Below are 17,725 nucleotides of genomic sequence, written 5' to 3' on the forward strand. Positions count from 1 at the left end.
GCCACAATTGAACCACGTCTCTCAGACGACTACAAAGCCGGTTGATATCTTCAGCCGGCTTTTTCTATGCGCAGTGCCATGTCTAACGAACCAGTGTCCAGCGACTCACCATCCATCGTTTGCAAAATCGCGACCCAGCAGCAATGGGAGCAGATGCAAACCACCGGAAAGCTTCCCCCGGCACCGATCGATGTCGCGGACGGCTTCATTCACTTGTCCACCGAGGAGCAAGTCCCCGGAACATTGGCGGCTCACTTCGCCGGCCAAAGCGGTTTGGTCGTGCTGTATATTCGAGTGACTGAAATCGACGACAACCTACGCTGGGAACAATCTCGCGGAGGCGAACTGTTCCCGCACCTCTACGCCGAGTTGCCGGTCTCAGCGGTGGAGCGAGCCGAATCGGTCTCTGCATAAGCCACGACGCTGGAACCGGCCTCGCCACGAGCAGTGGTTTGGCGTGACGATTGAATGGTCCAACCGCACCTTCGGATCCAAAACAGCCCGACGCTGACAGATGCCAGCATGAGGGCCGCGTTGAAAACAGATGCCGCTGCCAAGGCAGCCAACTCAACGACTAGGTTCCATCTCAAAGGCCAAAGCACAAAACGAACCTCTATCCAAAGCGCCCACGCGAACGTAGTTGCTGCTGCAACCGTCCCGGCCGCAAGCAGATGCAAGGCGATCCGAAAATTTCGACTCGACCTTGTTGCGGGCTTTCGATTGCCGTCAATCGGTATGGCGGTAAAAGGGATGATGGTTTTTACCATTATCGAAATGATCACCGCGGTGGCGATTCCGAATCCGATGGCAATGTAGAAATCGGCTTCAACCGAGACCTCGCGAAAGGCAAATCGTGCTATGCCGAAGATCAATGCAGTCGCGAACATCAAACCCATTAGATCGCGAATTGAAACGTGCCGGGGTGCCGACGCGACCTTCATTTGCGGACGCAAGGACTTTGAGGTAATCCACTGCGACGCCGTCGCAAAAACGCTGAGGGTGACGCAGAAACCGAAAAGCAGCGGAGTGATGTCCTTGATGAATCTGGAGGTAGGCACCGCATCGAAAAGACTCAGTGCGATCGCCATCAACAATAGGTTGACAATGACGGTGCCCGCAACGAAAACCGCAGTGAATGCAAGACGCTGAAACAAGAGCAAAGGAACGAATACGGCAAGGCCAAAAGCGGCGATCATCGGAGTGCACATGACGCCGATGATTGCGATGAGTAACGCGTGAGAGGAGGGTTGCGGAACGGAATTGCTACTCAGAAAACCGAGAACTGCGGCCCCCCAGACGACACAAACGCCCAGCCAAGCCACCATCCCCAGCAAGCCAAACGCCAAGCTTCGCCAGTCCAGGAGGCGAACCCCGAGAAGTGAATCAGGAGCGTGAGGCTTTGGGGTGGCATCTGAGTTATCTGTCATGACAACAGTCCGTTGACCGGGGGTGTCTCCGATGGCGAAATCTTCAGGTCTCTGGAATGAGGCCGCTCAAGCGTCCAGCCACAGCGTCGCAGCCAATAGAGGCCCGTGCCGAGCATTGCGACCATCACGGCTGCGTTGAACATAGACGTCATGACCCAGGATAGTAATCCACCGATGGACCATGTCGCAAAGTCGGCAGTCGATGCCATCAGCACCAGGTTGCTGATCGCAGCAATTGCCCAAGTGATGATCACGGGGCGATATTTGATTGCCGGATCAATACAAGGAAACCCGACTCGAACTTGATAGTTAGTTGGGATGACGGCGTAGGTCATCGCGGCGGATGCTAGTCCTGACACGAATCCCGCTGCCGCCAAGATAAAGATTAAGGGGGTGATCTCGTAGGATCCAAAAAAGAATTTCCAGGCAACACAGGCCAACGCAACGGTGAGGGCAAGTTCCAGCGAGGTTCCGATGGATATCGGTCTCGTTCGCTTCACAAACAGCATGTTTGGTCGGAGTGTTTGAGATCTGATCCATTGCAGCGCCGTGGGAATCGAGCTGACCGAGACGCAGAACACGAAGACTGACGGCGCGATGGCAGTCCATGTCTCAGAGCGTCCGGCGGGCGCATTTCCCAATAGCCTCAACAAAAATAGAAGCAATTCGAGATCCAACCCGATTATGACTGCGACAAAGAGTGATTTTGCGAGGAGGCGTTGTGACAGCAGGAATGGGAGGAATGCCAATAGCGAGACGGAAGCGAGCATCGGCAAATTCATCATCCCAAAGATGGCATACTGCAATGCGTAAGATGGCTGAGGAACACCGAAGTAATCGAGCAAAGCCAAGGTAATTGAGAAACAGACAATGCAAATTGCAGGGAAGAGGAATATGCCGACCATCCCATGCACAAAGCTTTTTGTGTCGATGCATTCAAAGTCCTCTGTCCATCGAGAAAGGAACCTGTTGGCAAGAGATTTTACGGGCTCCGATTCGCTGTCCGAGTTATCAAAAACCAATGGAAATGTCCTCAGCGAAGAGCCTTGACCTCGTTGTGTCGATGGCAGCCGACCAGATGATCGTTGACCATGCCTGTCGCCTGCATCAAAGCATAACAGGTCGTGGGGCCGACGAATTTCCAACCGGCCTTCTTCAGTACGCCGCTCATCTTGGTTGACTCTTCTGTGATCGCGGGGATTTGATCAAGCCTTCGATAAAGCCGACGCTTCTTTGGTGCGAATTGCCACAGCAACTCGGCAAGCGACTCGTCCCTGTCCAACATGACGGTCATCGTCCGAGCGTTCTGAATTGTGGCTTCGATCTTGGCTCGGTTTCGGATGATCCGAGAATCGGTCATCAGTCGCTCGGCATCGGATGGCGTGAACTTTGCGAGCCGACGCGGATCAAATTCGGCAAAGCATTCCCGGAACGCCTCGCGGCGTTTCAAGATCGTGATCCAAGACAGGCCGCACTGGAAACCTTCCAAGCAGATCTTTTCAAACAGACCCAGATCATCCCGGACGGGCACGCCCCACTCTAAGTCGTGGTAGCGGATGTAGTCCGTGTCGGTGCCGCACCATCCGCAACGAGCATTGCCTTCTTCGTCGGTGAGGAGATCCTGTGGCAATGCATTCACCTGTCAATCGTTTTGCGAACAGCATTCGCACAGCGTGCTCTTCGCTCACGCGATTTAAAGTTGCGTTTTTTCCTCGAATGGCCAACGGCCTCGTTCAACATAGCCAGGGGCATCGCCCCTGACGCAGAAAAACACGCCCCTACTTTGGCCAACGGCCCAATTCAATTCAGAACGTTTGGGTTGATGTTGGCCGTTGGCCAACCAATTTCCCTTCGTTCTCGATCCCTGGGGCGATGCCCCAGGCTACGATGACGAAGGCCGTTGGCCAACAAAACCGAATGCAAAAGCGCAACTCTAAACTAACGCCGCGGGCTAGTTAATCGACGCGTCACGCTCACGTCCAATACCGTCGGCAAAACCGCTTTACAGCAACGATTCGCCGCGAGCGTAGCGTCCGAGGGTTTGCTGGTATTTCTTCTTGCCCTCTTCGACGCTTTGGCGAATCGCTTTGGTGCTTTCCTCGCTCTCTTTGCGAAGTTCGGCGATCATTTGAAGCGATTCGATTTGGAACCCGCTGATCGCATCGACCAGTTTCTGCACCGATTCGGGATCGATCGTGCTTCCGTAGCCCGCTTTCAATGCAGCACGTTCCAATTCGCGACCCAGACCAGCGATGTCTTCCAGTCCTTTGTTGACGCCGTCCTTCATGGCCTCCGTGGCCTGGGTGACTTCGTGCAAACCATGTTGGCTGGTGTAAACCGTTCCCAAAATCGTGAAGACGTGTTCGTTGGTCGTGAAGAAGGTCACGGCGCGGCGGAACACACGTTCTTTGACGTCGTGGGTTTGCTTCAGTTTTGTGATCAGCGTTTCTCCGACGTCGTAGCCGATCTCGAGGTTTTCGGCGATGTCTTTGAGCAACTGATACGTCTTGTCTTCTTCTTCGAATTTATGGCGAGCTTCGTCACGTTGAAGTTCCAATTGGCTCTTGCCGGCTTGATCTTCACCGGTGTAGTTGTCGAGAGCTTCTTGTGCGGTCGCCAACCCATCTTTGGCGGCTTCCAAGATCGGAGCGTGGGTGTCCAGCAATTCGCGAGCGAGCACCTCGGCTTCTTTCAATGCGAATCGGAAGTCGATGTACGCGTCCATGATTTGTTCTTCGACCTGCAACGCGTCTTTGGTGTCCTTGGCGACTTCGCCGTAGACTTCCGCGATTTTCTCGAAACGATCGCTCGGCGTACCGCGGCGGATTTTCATCCACCAGTTCGACACTTTTTCGGTGCCGCTGATCTTTCCGTCGTCCAGCTGCGAGATGAGACGTTTGCTGTCCTCGCGTACTGAATCGAACATCTGCGTGATGTCCATGTAGCGGTTGCCGATTTGAACCGATTCGATGTTGTCTCGGACGAGTGCGTTGAACGCGCTCATGTGTTTGATCACGTCTGCGATCGCGAGCACCTTGGCTTCGTCGAGGTGCCGGACACCTTCGAGCAGGCTGATCAATTCTTGCGGAGCAGTGTTCTCGGACGTCCCAAACTTCTTCAGCGTTTCGAGAGCACTGTCCAGATATTGCCGCATGGACTGAGTGTCACGCTGCGTCGCCGGAGCGGCCGACGTGGTTTGTTGGGCGGACTCTGCCGGAGCGGAGGCTTTGGCTTGCTGGCTCATGACCAAGAACTCGTGCGTAAAATTAGTAACGTGAAAAGGAAACTCTGCCGCGGAGGAACGATCCGTTTCAGGAGCGTCCGCCGAACGATTGTACCACTGCCGTGATTGGCGAATTTTGCCACCAATCGGGGCGCATCAAACTGATCTCAAAGTTGAAACGTGATATCCAAACAAAATGGCCCTCGATCTCGAAAGTCATTGGGCCGGCGAAGTTGTTTCATGGGCATCGGTTCCTAGATTACGTTGCGGTGCAACCAGGGGCAATCATACGAAAGCTGAACAGACCACTCCCGCGATGACGCAACCGGGCGATACAATCCAATCATTGTCGAAAGCCGCATCCTCGGTTCGACAGCCGAAATCAGCGCCCCGAAGTTGGCAATGAAAAGCCTTCTTCATTCAACGCCAACCACTCTTCACAATTCTTTTCGTCATGGCCAACGCTCAAGCACAAGCGACCGCACCGTCGACCATGGAACAGCTGCGCGAACGCCGCGCCGCGACCAAATTGCCTGGCGAAGACCTGACGATTGCAGAAACACTGCGGGTCATGGATGTCGCTCGTGAATTGCGAGATCGCCGCACCACCGCGGAGGAAATGTTTCGTTCCGACGACGTCCGTATTCAATTGCGTGAAAAGTTGATGCGAACCGCAGCGATGTCGGGAGATCACGTCAGCGAAGCGGAGATCGATGCCGCGATCGATCAATACCTTTCGAATCTTCACACTTACGAAGAACCCAAGCCTGGACTGAAAAAGTTTGTCGCCTATTGCTGGATCTGGCGGACACGGATTGCCATGGCAGCCACCGCGGCCGCCGCTGCGGGAGCTTGGTATTTTTTTACGTAAACGTTCCACGCGGTCGGTTCCGATCCGATCATCACGCCACAACATTTGCAAACGTTCCTTTCGCCCCCTCGTCTCGCCATGCCGCTGACCGGACCCACCGTCCATCAACAATTGCTGGCGGCTTACAACCAAGCCGCAGCGAAACTGGAGCAGCTTCGTTCTCAGTTGGGGCAATTCCAGTCGGAGCAGGACTCGCTGCAGAACCAGCGTGACGAGACGTTGCGCAGTTTGGCTCAGCACTACTTGCCCGAATTGACTCCCGAAGCGATTCAGGAAACGTGGTCCGAGGTGCGGGCATCGATGTCCGAGATCTTGCTTCGCAAACAAAATCACGAGCGGCGATTGCACGAGGATCTCGAGGCCGACACACATGGGCGCGAAACGCAGGAAGCCGCACTTTCGCAATTGAATGAATCCATCGCAGCAGCGGAGGCCAAGCAGGAAGAATTGATCGCGGCGGTGGAGCAAACGCTTCGAGACAACCCAAACTTTGTCGCCCTATCGGACCGAGCCGCGATGGCCGAGGCTGCGCTCGAACGAGCGGAAGCGAACTTGGACGAGATCAGCCAGGACGCCGCTCGTAAGTTGCCGGCCTACGAAGAGTGCAACCTGTTCTGCTATCTGAGGGATCGGAAGTTTGGGACGCCGGAGTATGCCCACCGCGGATTCACTCGGCGGATGGATCGCTGGATCGCAAAGCTCAACAACTATCAAGAATCCAAACGCAACTACGACTACCTCACGACGACCCCTGAAACGATGCGGACGATCATCGCGGAAGACCGTGAGGCTCTCGAAACCGTGATGGAGGAATTGGAGCGGCATCGTGATGACGCCGCCGCGGAGCACGGTCTGGATCAACATCTTCGTGAGGTGCGTGCGCTGAATCGGCAGCGTGATGCAACGCTGAAGGATCTTGACGAGTGGACGCAGCGTTGTGAGCAAACGCAAGCCAAATTGACCGAGCTTGAGACGCCGCAGTGTTCTTACTACCAAGAAGCAATCGAGTTGTTTCGTGAAATGCTCGATCGGACTGACACGCACGAATTGCGGCAGCAAGCCCGGCGGACTCCTGAGATCACCGATGATCAAATTGTTGCGTCGTTGCGTGGGATCGAGACCCGGATGGACCAGACGGAATTGTCGAGCAATCGTCATCAAGAGGAGATGATGGAGCAGCAACAAATCCATCAAGCGATTGGTCGCTTGATCCAGCGATTTCGTGCATCGGGTTACGAGCAGGCTCGTTGCCAGTTCTCCGACATGCTCGACGTGTTGACTCCACTGGATCGAGCCCGCTCAGCACACGATGTGGATGATCTTTGGAATTCGATCCGCCGGATGCAAAGCTGGGGGCCGACCGCGATGGATCGGGTTACGAATGTCGCGACGCACCCGATGACGCAAGTTCTGGTCAATGCGATGGCTCACGCCGCGGCTGGTGCGATGAGCGAACACGCTCGCCGGGCTGGTCGTCGCACCCGTCGGCGTCGATAGCCGGCAGGAAACAATTGGGGCGAAACGGTTGCCTTATCATCATGTTCTCAGCCATTCGTCGCTTTCTTTCAGGTCAACGTCATGAAGTTTTTGTCAGCGGTTTGGTGTGACCTGTTGCTAGCGAACTACGAGGTCGATCCCGGTGTGCTTCAGCCGTTTGTGCCCGCTCGCACTTCGCTGGACGATTTCGAAGGGCGGCACTATGTCAGTCTCGTTGCATTCCGGTTCGAGAAGACATCCGTCGTTGGTGTTCCAGCTCTTTTTCACCGGCGGTTCGAAGAAGCCAATCTTCGGTTCTACGTCAAACCAGACCGAGATCCGTCGCTTCGGGCGGTGACGTTTATCAAAGAGATTGTCCCGAGCCGAATCATTCCGTTGGTAGCCAACAACCTCTTCGACGAGAACTACGTTCGGCTTCCGATGAGCCACGGTGTGGATGAACAGTCCTGTTGGTATGCATGGGGAGACCAGCAGTCACAACGATTTTTAGCGACCATCGGCAGTGAACGCAGTTTGCCAGCTCCCGGTTCATTTTCTGAATTCATCACGGAACACTACTGGGGCTATGCGAAAGGTCCAAAGCGAACGCTTGAGTACGAAGTCACTCATCCACAGTGGCCGTGCAGCGAAGTCTTAGGCCACCGCATCGAAATTGACTTTGGCCGAACATACGGCGAGGAATTCGCTTTCCTCGATCATGCGACCCCCGCCAACGTTCTTTACACGCCCGGTTCCGAGGTCACTGTTTCGTTCCCGCGTCGAGTTTGATTGTTTCACTCTTGGTCGTCGGTGATGTCTCGATTCAGAAAACGTTTGGTTCGTTCCGCTGCCGTATCGAGCAGCGCATCTGTTTTGTCTGTCGCGGTCTTGGATAGCTTCTCGGCATCCATTTTCTTGACAGTCTCGATTGCTTTGTCGGCGGTTGCTCCGAGCACGGGCTGGACTTCGTCTGCAAAGGCTTGGAAGCGAGCTTCGACGCGTTCGGTTGTCTGGATGCCACGCTCAACCTTCGGTAATAGTCCAAACAGCAAAGTGCCAGTCGCGGCCGCCATGACCAACAAGTTGGCCGCGAGCAATCGAACAACCCAAGAGAGTTTCTGGGAGATGTCAGCGTCAGTCATCTGGATTCCATTGGTCGTTGGTTGAATTGCGGCGCGGGCGGAAATTAGCTTTCTGTAACGCCAGCAAGAGTTGAGTTGAATGGAGGGCAGAAATTTGGTGAAGACCAAGTCAGTTGTGCCATCGAGTCCCGCATGTCGGGCAATTTTGGATGCTGGGAGACACCTGCGATTGATAGCACTTCGGACATACTTCGATCGCCATCGGGACTGCTTCGGGGGCGGGATCTGACAACAGCCACTTGATCAGGCGGATCCAACCCATGATCTTCAGCATCAATAAGGTTACGCCCGCTGCGATGATCAGGCTGAATCCAGTGTCCACATTCAACAGACGAAGTGGAAGAAAGATGATCGCGATCGAAAGAAAAGCCAGTCCGAGGAACTTGAAGGCGGCGATCAGCCCAACAATCACGGAGGTAAAAAGAGTCTTTCCGATCAAGGCCAAACAACCGGAATCAAAGATTGGAGCGTCATCATCCAAGGCGGGGTTTACGTTCGGTTTTATGGGCATTTTATCCATTGTCAGTCTGCTGGATTCTTGAATGTCAACGCTCTCACGTTCGGCGGTGATTTTGGGACAGACGAAATGTTCGATCGCATTCGTCGCCAACAATCTTTCTGCCAACGGTGCTCGATGTATGTGGTCGTCGAGAGTCGTCTATTTCTTGATCGCCTGCTTGTATGATTCGACGTAGGCGTCGACCGTGATGTCTCGGAGGTGATCGGCGATCAGGTCCAAAGCCAAATCGTCCAGCTTTTTAAATCGTATGCAAGACTTTCCCATGTTCAGCTTTTTGCCGGTGGCTTTCCAAGCCGTTTGAAAAGCCGCCAGAGACTCGGCGTCACTATAAAGAGACATGGCATAGAGCGAACAGTAATTTTTCTGCGATGCGAGTGACAGAAATGGAAGCGGTTCGGATGGCTTGCAGTGATACCCGTCTGGAAAAATACTGTGCGGCACGTAGTAGCCGATCATGCCGTACTGCATTCCTTCCTCAAATCCGTCGTTGATGTTGTTGAGGATCATCTCTCGGACCGCCTCGAGCATGACACGGCGATCCGCGGGTAGTTCGGCGAGGTATTGCTTGACGGTTTTCGCGTCACTTTGCATCGGTCTCTCCTTCCGTGCGATTGCTAGTTTGAAGGTGGGCATCGGAAGTTCCGTCGCCGTCTTCATCCTTCACGCCCGAGTACGGATGTTCCGTGACGGCTTGCCAAGCGATCTTGCGAAACATCTGATCCAGCTCCACGTTTGGGAAAGTGGCATCTCCACCGAATGCGATTGGGTTCTTGATCTGTTCGGGAGACTCGCCGTAGAGCGTGGCATAGAACACGTAACCTTCCAGTCGTTCGAAACCGGGACCGAGGTGCCCGAGTTGATCCTTCCAAAGTGACCGTTGCTTTCCGCCGATCACTCGGTGGACGCCTTCGATTCCCGGCAGGTCGCCGCGCAGGTAGGCTTGGGCGGCAAGCACCATCGCGTCGGAGGTCGGAAGCACGAAGACTTTGTCCGGGTATTTCCTTCGAAGGACGTCGACGACTTCGTTTGACATCGTTCGGCGTTCCGTCCCCAGTCGTTCAAAGACTTCTTCGGTGAAGAATGATTCCGACGTTGGGTTTTCACCCAGCTGATAAAGCTGAGGCCAAGCATCCGAGAGATAGAACTTCATGTCAGGATTGAATTTCAAACAGAAGTCGATCCAGCATGAATAGTATTCCGGTTTGTCATTGAAGTAGGGTCCGAACATCATCGCATCCCAATCAGCGTTAGAGATCGATGCGAGCAACTTTGGAACCGGAGATCCCTCAAACTGAAAAATCCCATTCTCTTGTTCCCACTTGTACCGCGCACTTCCGGTGATGCCTCCGCCGGTGTGTGTGTAAAGCATCGGTTGAATCTCCGCTGCTTTGCAAATTTTGGGAAGCGTGTTGAATCCCGGCGCCATGAAGCTGTGGCCGGTGGCGACGATCCGTCGCTCACGACCGGTTGGTTCAGGGAATGAAACCACTGTGTTTTGATTGGCTGGTTTGACGTCTTCGTAGATCGCTTTGATCTCCGCCGGTGTTTTGTAGCACACCGCTTCGTCGGGGAATCGAGGTTGGTCCCATCTTGCATCTACTTCGAATTGTCTCGGTGCACCTCGTGTCGCACGATTGGTGTTTGATTGTTTGCCGCGTCTTCCGAGCAACTTCTTTCGGTAAGCGGTTGCTTCCTCGGGCGACAACGTTCCATCGCGGTTGGCATCCGCTGCGGGAAACTGTTTGTGCCATTTCTCAAGTTGCTGTTTCGTCGGTGCGGACTGGCTCCAGCCATGAGTGGTGAACAGGCAGGTGGCTACCAAGACAACCAGAGTGATCGTTGCTGGCTTCATGAATATGCTCGAGGTGGAATGATGGATGCTTTTTAGATGCCGAATGACAATTGCGGGGAGAACAATCTAGCATTCTATTTGGGTAGGATTGAATGTGATGAGTGTCTTCTGCGATTGCATGCGCCGTGTTGGCGATCGCCACATGTCCTTCCCTGAAACCGGGACAAACTCGCAGGCGGCCAATTCAAACCGACGCTGTCGAGGTAAACTGCCGGTCGAACTGACTGATAGGCTCACTGAAGTCGATGCCGCGACGAACTATCCAAGACGGGAACCAAACGCGATGAAACATGTACAGCTGGTCGATCGTAGGCAATCCCTTGGGCGAGCGATGCGATACTTCGGAGGCATGTTGTGCCTGTTGCTCGTGTCCGGTTCCGCGTTTGGCGAGCAGTGCGTTCGCGTGGCCGTTTTTGAAGGAAGTGGCGTTGGACCGAGCTCGGAGAAGTTGATCAAGGCGTTGAAAGAGGACTCCGGTGATCGATATGAAATTGATCGCATCACGGTGGATGACATCGCCGAAGGAAAGCTGGCGGAGTTTGACGTGTTGGTTCATCCCGGCGGAAGCGGCGGCAAGCAAGGACGTGCACTCGGTGAAGAGGGGCGTTCGACGGTTCGTGATTTCGTTCGCGAAGGTGGTGGTTTTCTGGGCGTTTGTGCGGGTGCTTATTTGGCGACCAATGACTACTCGTGGTCGCTGGGGTTGATCGATGCGAAAGTGGTCGATCGCAAGCATTGGGCACGCGGAAACGGTGCGGTAGATCTCGAGCTTTCAGAACCAGGCGTCGCGTTCTTTGCCTTGGACGAGCCCGCTGCAGAGATTCACTATGCTCAAGGACCGTTGTTGGGCCGTCGGGAATGGGACGATCCTGAAGTGCCGGACTATGAAAGTTTGGCCATCTACGCATCCGAGATTGCTAAGAAGGGAGCACCGGAAGGCGTGATGAAAGGAACCTCCGCGGCAGTTCGTTGTGCCTACGGCGACGGTCGTGTGTTCTGCTTTGGCCCGCACCCGGAACTGACTGATGGCTTGGAACACTGGATCCCGATCGTCGTTGAGTGGTTGGCGGATGAACGGCACGCAACAAATACCACGGCGACGAGATAGTCCAACCTAGATAGACGCCATTGGTGACGAGTTGGATGTGCTGGCATTGATTGCAGTCGTTGCGAAACCCTTTGGGCCAAAAAAAAAGCCACGCTCGGATGATGGGCATCCAGGCGTGGCTTTCGATTTTCAATTGAGAGTTCGTCAAGCGAACGTGTCGATCAGCGAGTTCCGCTGGCGACCCGTGGGATCTCTTTGGAAGCGACGAAGAAGTTGTCGATCTCAGCGGTTTGTTTGAGTTCGTCGTACTTCAAGCTCATTGCAACGTTCATCTTCTTTTCGATCAAAACGCTACTGAGTTCCTCTTGCACGGCTTCGAAGTCGGAAACGATGGGCTCGGTGAATCCTTGGCAACGCAGGATGATGTATTTGTCACCAGTTGCGATGATCCCGCTGAGGTCACCCGGTTTCATTTGGAAGACTTCCTTCTCTACGGAAGGCTGACCACCGTGTTGTTTAATCGGCGGGACCTTGCCAAAGTTACTGGAGGAAACCGGTTCGATGCTGTACTGGTTTGCCAACTGGCCGAAGAATTGATCGGTTGGGTTGTCGCGAGCCATCTCCCAAACCTTTTGGGCACTGCGTTGGTCGGACAGGACGCAAGCCAAGACTTCGGCACGAGGTCCGTAGTGGGACTCGAAACCAATTTGCAAGTCTTCTTGCGTGAGGGTCGTTTCGTCTTCCACCAACTTCTTCAGTGCAACGCTCGGCCACACAACGTCTTCGATGTAGACTTCGCGAGTTCCGGGGCCGCCTTCGAGAACGGCATCGAACCAGCCTTGAACGTCAGCGGATCCGTTGTCGGTCATGTAGCCAAAGCTGATGGCAGCTCGTTCGATTTCGGCTTTCAAATCTTCGTTGGTGACTTTCTTTCCAGCTTTGGCAAGAGCTTGCGTGAGTAGCTTGCGATTGATCTCGCCTTCCAAGACGCTCTCGCCGTGACGCTTGATGCATTCGGCTGCAACGCTGGAGATGGAAACTTGTTGACCGTTGATGATTGCGGCAACGCCGGGGTGTTTGACGGATGCTTGTGGATCACCCAAAATCTTCACGACTTGAGCTTGTTCTTGAAGCTGTGCGAAGAGCTGGCTAGCGGCCGTCTTCATTTTTTCATCGCGGATTCGGTCCTTGATTTGTTCTTTGATCGCTGGCATCGCTTGTGGTGACGGTTGGCTGGCGGGCATCCGGCGAACGGCTTGCAAGAACATCCAGTGGTCGCCGACGGGCAGCAGTTCGGAAACGTCATCCACCTTCAAAGCAAATGCGGCATTCTCGATGGCTTCGTCACCCATGTAGCGGCGAATCGGTGGAATCAATCCGCCGACGCTGGCGCTGGTGGGGTCTTCGCTGAACTCTTTTGCGAGGCGTGCAAAGCTGCTTGGTTCAGCAACTGCTTGGGCACGCAGTTGGGTTGCTTGTGATTTGTCTTGCACCATCACCATGCGGCACTTGATGGCCTCGCCGTATTGCGACACGAACGCACGATTGAATTCGTCTTGTGAAACGACAACTTCGTCGGCGACCAATTTTCGCAATGCGAGCATGGGCCAAATGATTTCACGACTGTATTGGTCAGGCGTGATGTCGCGTTCTTCGTTCAGGAGTTGCAGATAGCTTTCAACGTTCAGGCCGAACTTCTTTGCAACTCGGTTGATTTCGGTGCGAACTTCTTCGGTCGTGACACCCAAGCCGCGACGTTTGCATTCCTGCATGATCAAGTGTCGGTTGATCAGGTTGTCCAGCACGTCCGTTCCGTAACGCTGAACGCTGGCGGTGGCCAACGAATCTCGCGAAATTGGATCGGCGTTGACCACGGCGACGACCGAGTTTTCGGCCGCTTCGACTCGCATGGTCGAGAAGCCACTCAGGATCGCCACGAAGGCTGCGGCGAGTAAGAGATGCCGGCGAGTGAGGTTCTGCAGGGGCGATTGTCGCAACGCCATGCGTGATTGATTCGTCATCTTCGGACATTCCTTTATCCGGGTGATTTTCGGTCCTGAAGCCGCGACTTTAGGAAAATCGCATTTTTGGCTCAAGTTCAATCAAACGACGGATTTGATAAACCAGCATCAAAATGAAGACGTCGGTTTGGCAGATTAGGTGGTCCGCGTGGTCCAGCGAGACCTGGCGTCGCGTTCTTGACCATTACCTCAGGCGGTTGCGTTGTCGTGCTGGAAGTAACAGATGCGAGCGTGATTCGGCAGCAGTCCGTCTGTCAGGCGTTCGCCAAATGCTTCCATTGAATCGGCAAGCAATCGCCACGATTCGGGCGAAGCGCCTTCGGGGCCGGAGGGCAATGGATCGATCGCGGTAGGTTCGTCGACCGAGTCGTCCTCTTTGAGCGGTGACAAACGAACCATTACCTGTAATGCCTCATCCTGAGTTTGATAGCTGAGTGAATACAGGTTGGCTTCGCAATTGACGTCGACGCTGAAATTCTCAGGAGACAGCAATCCGGAACCGACGAACTGCTTTCGGATCGAGATCAATGTCTTGTACCAATTCCGCATCGTCTCGCTGCCCGATTCAACGCTGCCGATCACCGAAGACCGCATTGCCTCTTCATCCGTCGGTAGCACACCATCGCTCCAGTCGTGTTGTGGGTATTCGCGTTTGCGACCTCGGACGACGGCACGTTGCAATCGAGGATCGCCAAAGTCGACGAAGAAACGAAACGGATTGGGCGATGCAAATTCTTCTCCCATGAACAGCATCGGAATCGATGGCAGCAACATCGCCAATGTCACGGCGGCGGCCTGCGTTTCCGGTGAAGTCAATTGATGCAGACGCATCCCCGTCGGATGGTTGCCGATGAAATCATGGTTTTGGATGCACACGATGGACGATCGTGTGTCGATGCGTTGCAGCATTCCATCGGTATCAAGCGTCGGCTCACTCTCACGGCCTCGGTCGCCACGAACGTTACCTGCGAAAACGAAGCCTCGACGAAGTGTTTGTTCCAGATCACTTCCGGGCGAGTAGATTCGTTGGGTCAATTGTTCACCGGGGCGGACGGTGGCGAACATGCTGTGGACAAAGTCATCGCTCCACTGAGCGTCGAATCCGGTGCCGCCTTCGTTCAATGGTTTGACCATCGCGGCATCGTAGACGTTGGTTTCCGCAATCAGCCAAACGCGACGACCGGCTTGGTCTGACCATCGCCGAATCTCTTCGCTCATCTGAGTTGTGATGTGTTTGGCCGAGTCGTCTTTCATGCAGTGGATCGCGTCAACGCGAAGTCCATCCAGGTTGTATTCATTGAGCCACATGATCGCGTTGTCGATCACAAATCGGCGAACCAGATCACCGCGTTTGGGATCATCAAAGTTCGGTGCCGCTCCCCAAACCGTGTTGTGTTTGCGGGATGTGTACGGACCAAACTCGGACCAATAGTTGCCTTCCGGGCCAAAGTGGTTGTAGACGACGTCGACCATCACCAGCAGTCCGCGAGCGTGCGCTGCATCGACGAATTGTCGGAACTCATTGGGACTTCCGAATGCGGTCATGGGGGCAAACCAGTGCGTCCCGTCATACCCCCAGTTCCAGCGACCGGCACACGCGGCGATCGGCATCAACTCGATTGCCGTGATTCCCAGATCGACCAATTCATCCAATCGTTCGATTGCCGACAGGTAGGTCCCTTGTTCGGTAAAGGTCCCCAAATGCATCTCGTAAATGATCAGTTCATCCAATTCGTCGGCGGCTGATTCCGCTGTCGCTTGAAAAGGGAACTGAGTGTCAACGATGGAGGACGGACCATGGACGCCTTCGGGTTGATACCGAGATGCCGGATCTGGCAAAGCGTGCAATAGCATGTCAACATTCAGTTCGATATTCGGATCAGCGAATGCAGCGACGTGCTCATCGCGAACGAATCGATACTGATAGCGGGTGCCATCGACCACGCCGTCGACCACGCAGCGATGAAAGCCTCTGTCTTCACGCTGCATGCGAACCAGTCGGTCAGGCATCAGCTCCAGGACCACCTGTTTTTGCTTGGGAGCCCACAAGGTGAACTCGGCACGATTCGCACCGATCAGTCGTGCTCCCCACGGAATCGATTCGGGCAGGCTGGTTCCTTCACTGTTTGCCGTTTCGTTTTCAGCCGGTGTTTCAAACAAGCCAAACCAGCGAGCGCCTTCGAGCACGCCGGATGTGCTGGTGCCGTGCGCGAGTTTCAGTCGATCCACCCAACCCGCGGTGTGATGAGCGTCGGCAACGTTGCGAGCAATCTTGCGATCCGCGTTGCCAACGACTACTGATCGATATCCCGCGATCAATGCAGCGGTGTCGTTGCCGGAGTCGCCGCAGAACACGATTTGCTCTGGTTGCAACTCGTGTTGGTCGCACCACCAATGCAGCGCGAACGCTTTCGATGCTCCGTGCGGAAGGACGTCGACCAAGCCATCGTTGTTGAATGGGTCGATGCTGCTGACGATGCTGCAGGGAAGATCGTGAAGTTTGAGATAGGACTCGACCGCTTTGTGACAATCTTCCAATTGTTCGGCGGGAACATAGTAACTCCACTTGTGCCGGCCTTGTTTGAACGACTCTTGCAAAGTGAAGTCTTCAAGTTCACCGATAGCGAGACGATGTTTCTCAATATCGATATCGCCGAGCACTTCGTCGAGGATTTGCTCATAGGCGGATTCGCGAATGTAGCCGCCTTCACCGTCGGCTTTGTAGATGCTGACACCGACATCGCACAGGATCCACTGCGGCTTTGGTAAATCAAATTCGCCAATCGCATCGCGGACCGAATCGAAGTGACGACCGGTGACGAAGACCAGTGGCACATCGATTGCTTCGAGTTGCTCACGAATTTGTTGCATTGACGCTACGGCGGCATCATCCCCGTCGAGCGGCAAGAACGTTCCGTCCAAATCCGTTGCCAAGACTTTTGGTGGCAAGGACGTGATGGAAACAATTCGCGAGGACGTTGGGTTGGATGCGATCGTGGAATTCATCGTGTAAGATCAGCGTTGTCGCGTGAGGATGATGTTTGAATTTTCAATCAGTTCGCTGCTCAAGGATTACAACGCACGATGACCGATTCGTCGATTGCCCGCAGTCAAGTTCCTCAGGCAGGCGTCGCGATCATTGTGGGAGAAGTGTTGTGGGATTGTTTCCCCGACCGTCAAGTCCTCGGCGGTGCACCGCTCAACGTCGCCTGGAATTTGGCAGGTTTCGGGTTGCAGCCATTGTTCGTCAGCGCTGTCGGCGATGATGACCTCGGCAACGAAATTCTTCGACGAATGCGTGAGTGGGGACTGTCCACCGACGCGGTCGCGGTGTTGCCAGGCATCGCGACGGGAACGGTTGCGGTGACTCTGGTCGACGGCGAACCAAAATACGAAATAGTTCGTGGTGTCGCGTACGATCAGATTCCGGTGCCAAGTGATTCCGTCCTGGAATCCATCCAAGCTCGAATTCGCGAAGCCACCGCCGCAGGGTTCCCCTCGTTGCTTTATCACGGAACGCTGGCGTACCGAAGCCAACGCAATCGCGAGACCATTCATGCTCTTCGCGACCAATTTCTTGGCGATGACGAGACTGACCTTGATGTGTTCTTCGATATCAACGTCCGCAAACCGCATTACGATGTGGCTTGGTTGGACGATTTGATGCCAGGTGCTGGGCTGGTGAAGCTGAACGAAGACGAAATGAGCGATTTGGCTAGTCGCGAATTGTCCAGTCCGGACGATCGTCGAGCGGCGGCACGTGAATTGCTTCGTAGCTTCAGCAGCCTCAAATGCCTGCTTGTGACGCTCGGCGCGGATGGTGCTGAGTGTCATTTGAGCGAATGCAGTCAAGCTAACGTCGGCGGTGGTCCAGAACCGATCACCGTGGCCGCTCCGGCACCAGATCCATTGATTGATCCCGTCGGAGCCGGTGACGCGTTTGCGTCGGTGATGATCGCCGGGCATTTGAGAAAGCTGCTGGTGGAAGAAACCCTGAAGACCGCGACTCGTTTCGCGTCTCAGGTGTGCGGCCTGCCGGGAGCCACCAGCGACCAAAAAGAGTTTTATCGGATTGATTTCACCGAAGATCCGCATTGCGTTCCAGATGACTGAACGCGTTGTGCGGACTCGGACCTTCTATCGAC

The 17,725-nt window shown here is 54.6% G+C and carries 16 protein-coding genes; 6 read left to right on the plus strand and 10 right to left on the minus strand.

Annotated features, from left to right (window positions below; genetic code table 11):
* Positions 1-78: 78 nt before the first annotated feature.
* On the plus strand, positions 79-414 hold the full coding sequence (locus B2R17_RS13285) for a DUF952 domain-containing protein (protein WP_286764361.1): 336 nt from the start codon (positions 79-81) through the stop codon (positions 412-414).
* On the opposite strand, the gene B2R17_RS13290 is transcribed toward B2R17_RS13285, so the two are convergent.
* From B2R17_RS13290 to B2R17_RS13305, 4 genes are all read right to left on the minus strand, one after another.
* Positions 360-1,427, minus strand: coding sequence for a hypothetical protein (locus tag B2R17_RS13290; RefSeq protein WP_339887081.1), 1,068 nt, complete (start codon positions 1,425-1,427; stop codon positions 360-362). The two genes, B2R17_RS13285 and B2R17_RS13290, sit on opposite strands and share 55 nt — an antisense overlap.
* Positions 1,424-2,449, minus strand: a complete 1,026-nt coding sequence (locus B2R17_RS13295; RefSeq protein ID WP_286764363.1) for a hypothetical protein — start codon at positions 2,447-2,449, stop codon at positions 1,424-1,426. The genes B2R17_RS13290 and B2R17_RS13295 overlap by 4 nt, the downstream gene beginning before the upstream one ends.
* 11 nt (positions 2,450-2,460) lie before the next feature.
* Positions 2,461-3,066 (minus strand): DNA-3-methyladenine glycosylase I, encoded by a 606-nt coding sequence (locus tag B2R17_RS13300; protein ID WP_286764364.1) that lies wholly within the window; start codon positions 3,064-3,066, stop codon positions 2,461-2,463.
* Positions 3,067-3,429: 363 nt separating this feature from the next.
* On the minus strand, positions 3,430-4,671 hold the full coding sequence (locus tag B2R17_RS13305) for a cell surface protein (protein WP_286764365.1): 1,242 nt from the start codon (positions 4,669-4,671) through the stop codon (positions 3,430-3,432).
* Positions 4,672-5,104: 433 nt separating this feature from the next.
* Here B2R17_RS13305 and B2R17_RS13310 point away from each other — a divergent pair, with 433 nt between their 5' ends.
* The 3 genes from B2R17_RS13310 (at position 5,105) to B2R17_RS13320 (ending at position 7,786) form a co-directional block, all read left to right on the plus strand.
* Positions 5,105-5,521: a DUF6384 family protein gene (locus B2R17_RS13310; RefSeq protein WP_008660961.1), complete on the plus strand. Its 417-nt coding sequence runs from the start codon at positions 5,105-5,107 to the stop codon at positions 5,519-5,521.
* A 78-nt stretch (positions 5,522-5,599) separates the two neighbouring features.
* Positions 5,600-7,018: a hypothetical protein gene (locus B2R17_RS13315; protein WP_286764366.1), complete on the plus strand. Its 1,419-nt coding sequence runs from the start codon at positions 5,600-5,602 to the stop codon at positions 7,016-7,018.
* 81 nt (positions 7,019-7,099) lie between these two features.
* Positions 7,100-7,786, plus strand: coding sequence for a YqjF family protein (locus tag B2R17_RS13320; RefSeq protein ID WP_286764367.1), 687 nt, complete (start codon positions 7,100-7,102; stop codon positions 7,784-7,786).
* 5 nt (positions 7,787-7,791) lie between these two features.
* Here B2R17_RS13320 and B2R17_RS13325 read toward each other — a convergent pair whose 3' ends face one another.
* From B2R17_RS13325 to B2R17_RS13340, 4 genes are all read right to left on the minus strand, one after another.
* Positions 7,792-8,139, minus strand: coding sequence for a hypothetical protein (locus B2R17_RS13325; RefSeq protein WP_286764368.1), 348 nt, complete (start codon positions 8,137-8,139; stop codon positions 7,792-7,794).
* A 109-nt stretch (positions 8,140-8,248) separates the two neighbouring features.
* The gene (locus B2R17_RS13330) at positions 8,249-8,650 is read right to left on the minus strand and encodes a hypothetical protein (protein WP_286764369.1); all 402 of its coding nucleotides are present in this window, start codon (positions 8,648-8,650) and stop codon (positions 8,249-8,251) included.
* Between the two features lie 147 nt (positions 8,651-8,797).
* Positions 8,798-9,250 (minus strand): DUF1801 domain-containing protein, encoded by a 453-nt coding sequence (locus B2R17_RS13335; protein WP_286764370.1) that lies wholly within the window; start codon positions 9,248-9,250, stop codon positions 8,798-8,800.
* Positions 9,240-10,511 carry a hypothetical protein gene (locus tag B2R17_RS13340; protein ID WP_286764371.1) on the minus strand — a complete coding sequence of 424 codons (1,272 nt, stop codon included), beginning with the start codon at positions 10,509-10,511 and terminating at the stop codon, positions 9,240-9,242. Before B2R17_RS13340 ends, B2R17_RS13335 begins: the two co-directional genes overlap by 11 nt.
* Positions 10,512-10,794: 283 nt before the next feature.
* Between B2R17_RS13340 and B2R17_RS13345 the strand changes: the two genes are divergently transcribed.
* Positions 10,795-11,619, plus strand: coding sequence for a BPL-N domain-containing protein (locus B2R17_RS13345; RefSeq protein WP_286764372.1), 825 nt, complete (start codon positions 10,795-10,797; stop codon positions 11,617-11,619).
* A 161-nt stretch (positions 11,620-11,780) separates the two neighbouring features.
* On the opposite strand, the gene B2R17_RS13350 is transcribed toward B2R17_RS13345, so the two are convergent.
* Both B2R17_RS13350 and B2R17_RS13355 read right to left on the minus strand, forming a co-directional pair.
* Positions 11,781-13,580 carry a peptidylprolyl isomerase gene (locus B2R17_RS13350; RefSeq protein ID WP_286764373.1) on the minus strand — a complete coding sequence of 600 codons (1,800 nt, stop codon included), beginning with the start codon at positions 13,578-13,580 and terminating at the stop codon, positions 11,781-11,783.
* Between the two features lie 189 nt (positions 13,581-13,769).
* Positions 13,770-16,586: an HAD-IIB family hydrolase gene (locus B2R17_RS13355; RefSeq protein WP_286764374.1), complete on the minus strand. Its 2,817-nt coding sequence runs from the start codon at positions 16,584-16,586 to the stop codon at positions 13,770-13,772.
* A 78-nt stretch (positions 16,587-16,664) separates the two neighbouring features.
* Between B2R17_RS13355 and B2R17_RS13360 the strand changes: the two genes are divergently transcribed.
* The gene (locus B2R17_RS13360; protein ID WP_286764375.1) at positions 16,665-17,693 is read left to right on the plus strand and encodes a carbohydrate kinase family protein; all 1,029 of its coding nucleotides are present in this window, start codon (positions 16,665-16,667) and stop codon (positions 17,691-17,693) included.
* Positions 17,694-17,725 lie beyond the last annotated feature (32 nt).

The organism is Rhodopirellula sp. UBA1907 (assembly GCF_002337565.1).
In the GTDB taxonomy this organism is placed as follows: domain Bacteria; phylum Planctomycetota; class Planctomycetia; order Pirellulales; family Pirellulaceae; genus Rhodopirellula; species Rhodopirellula europaea.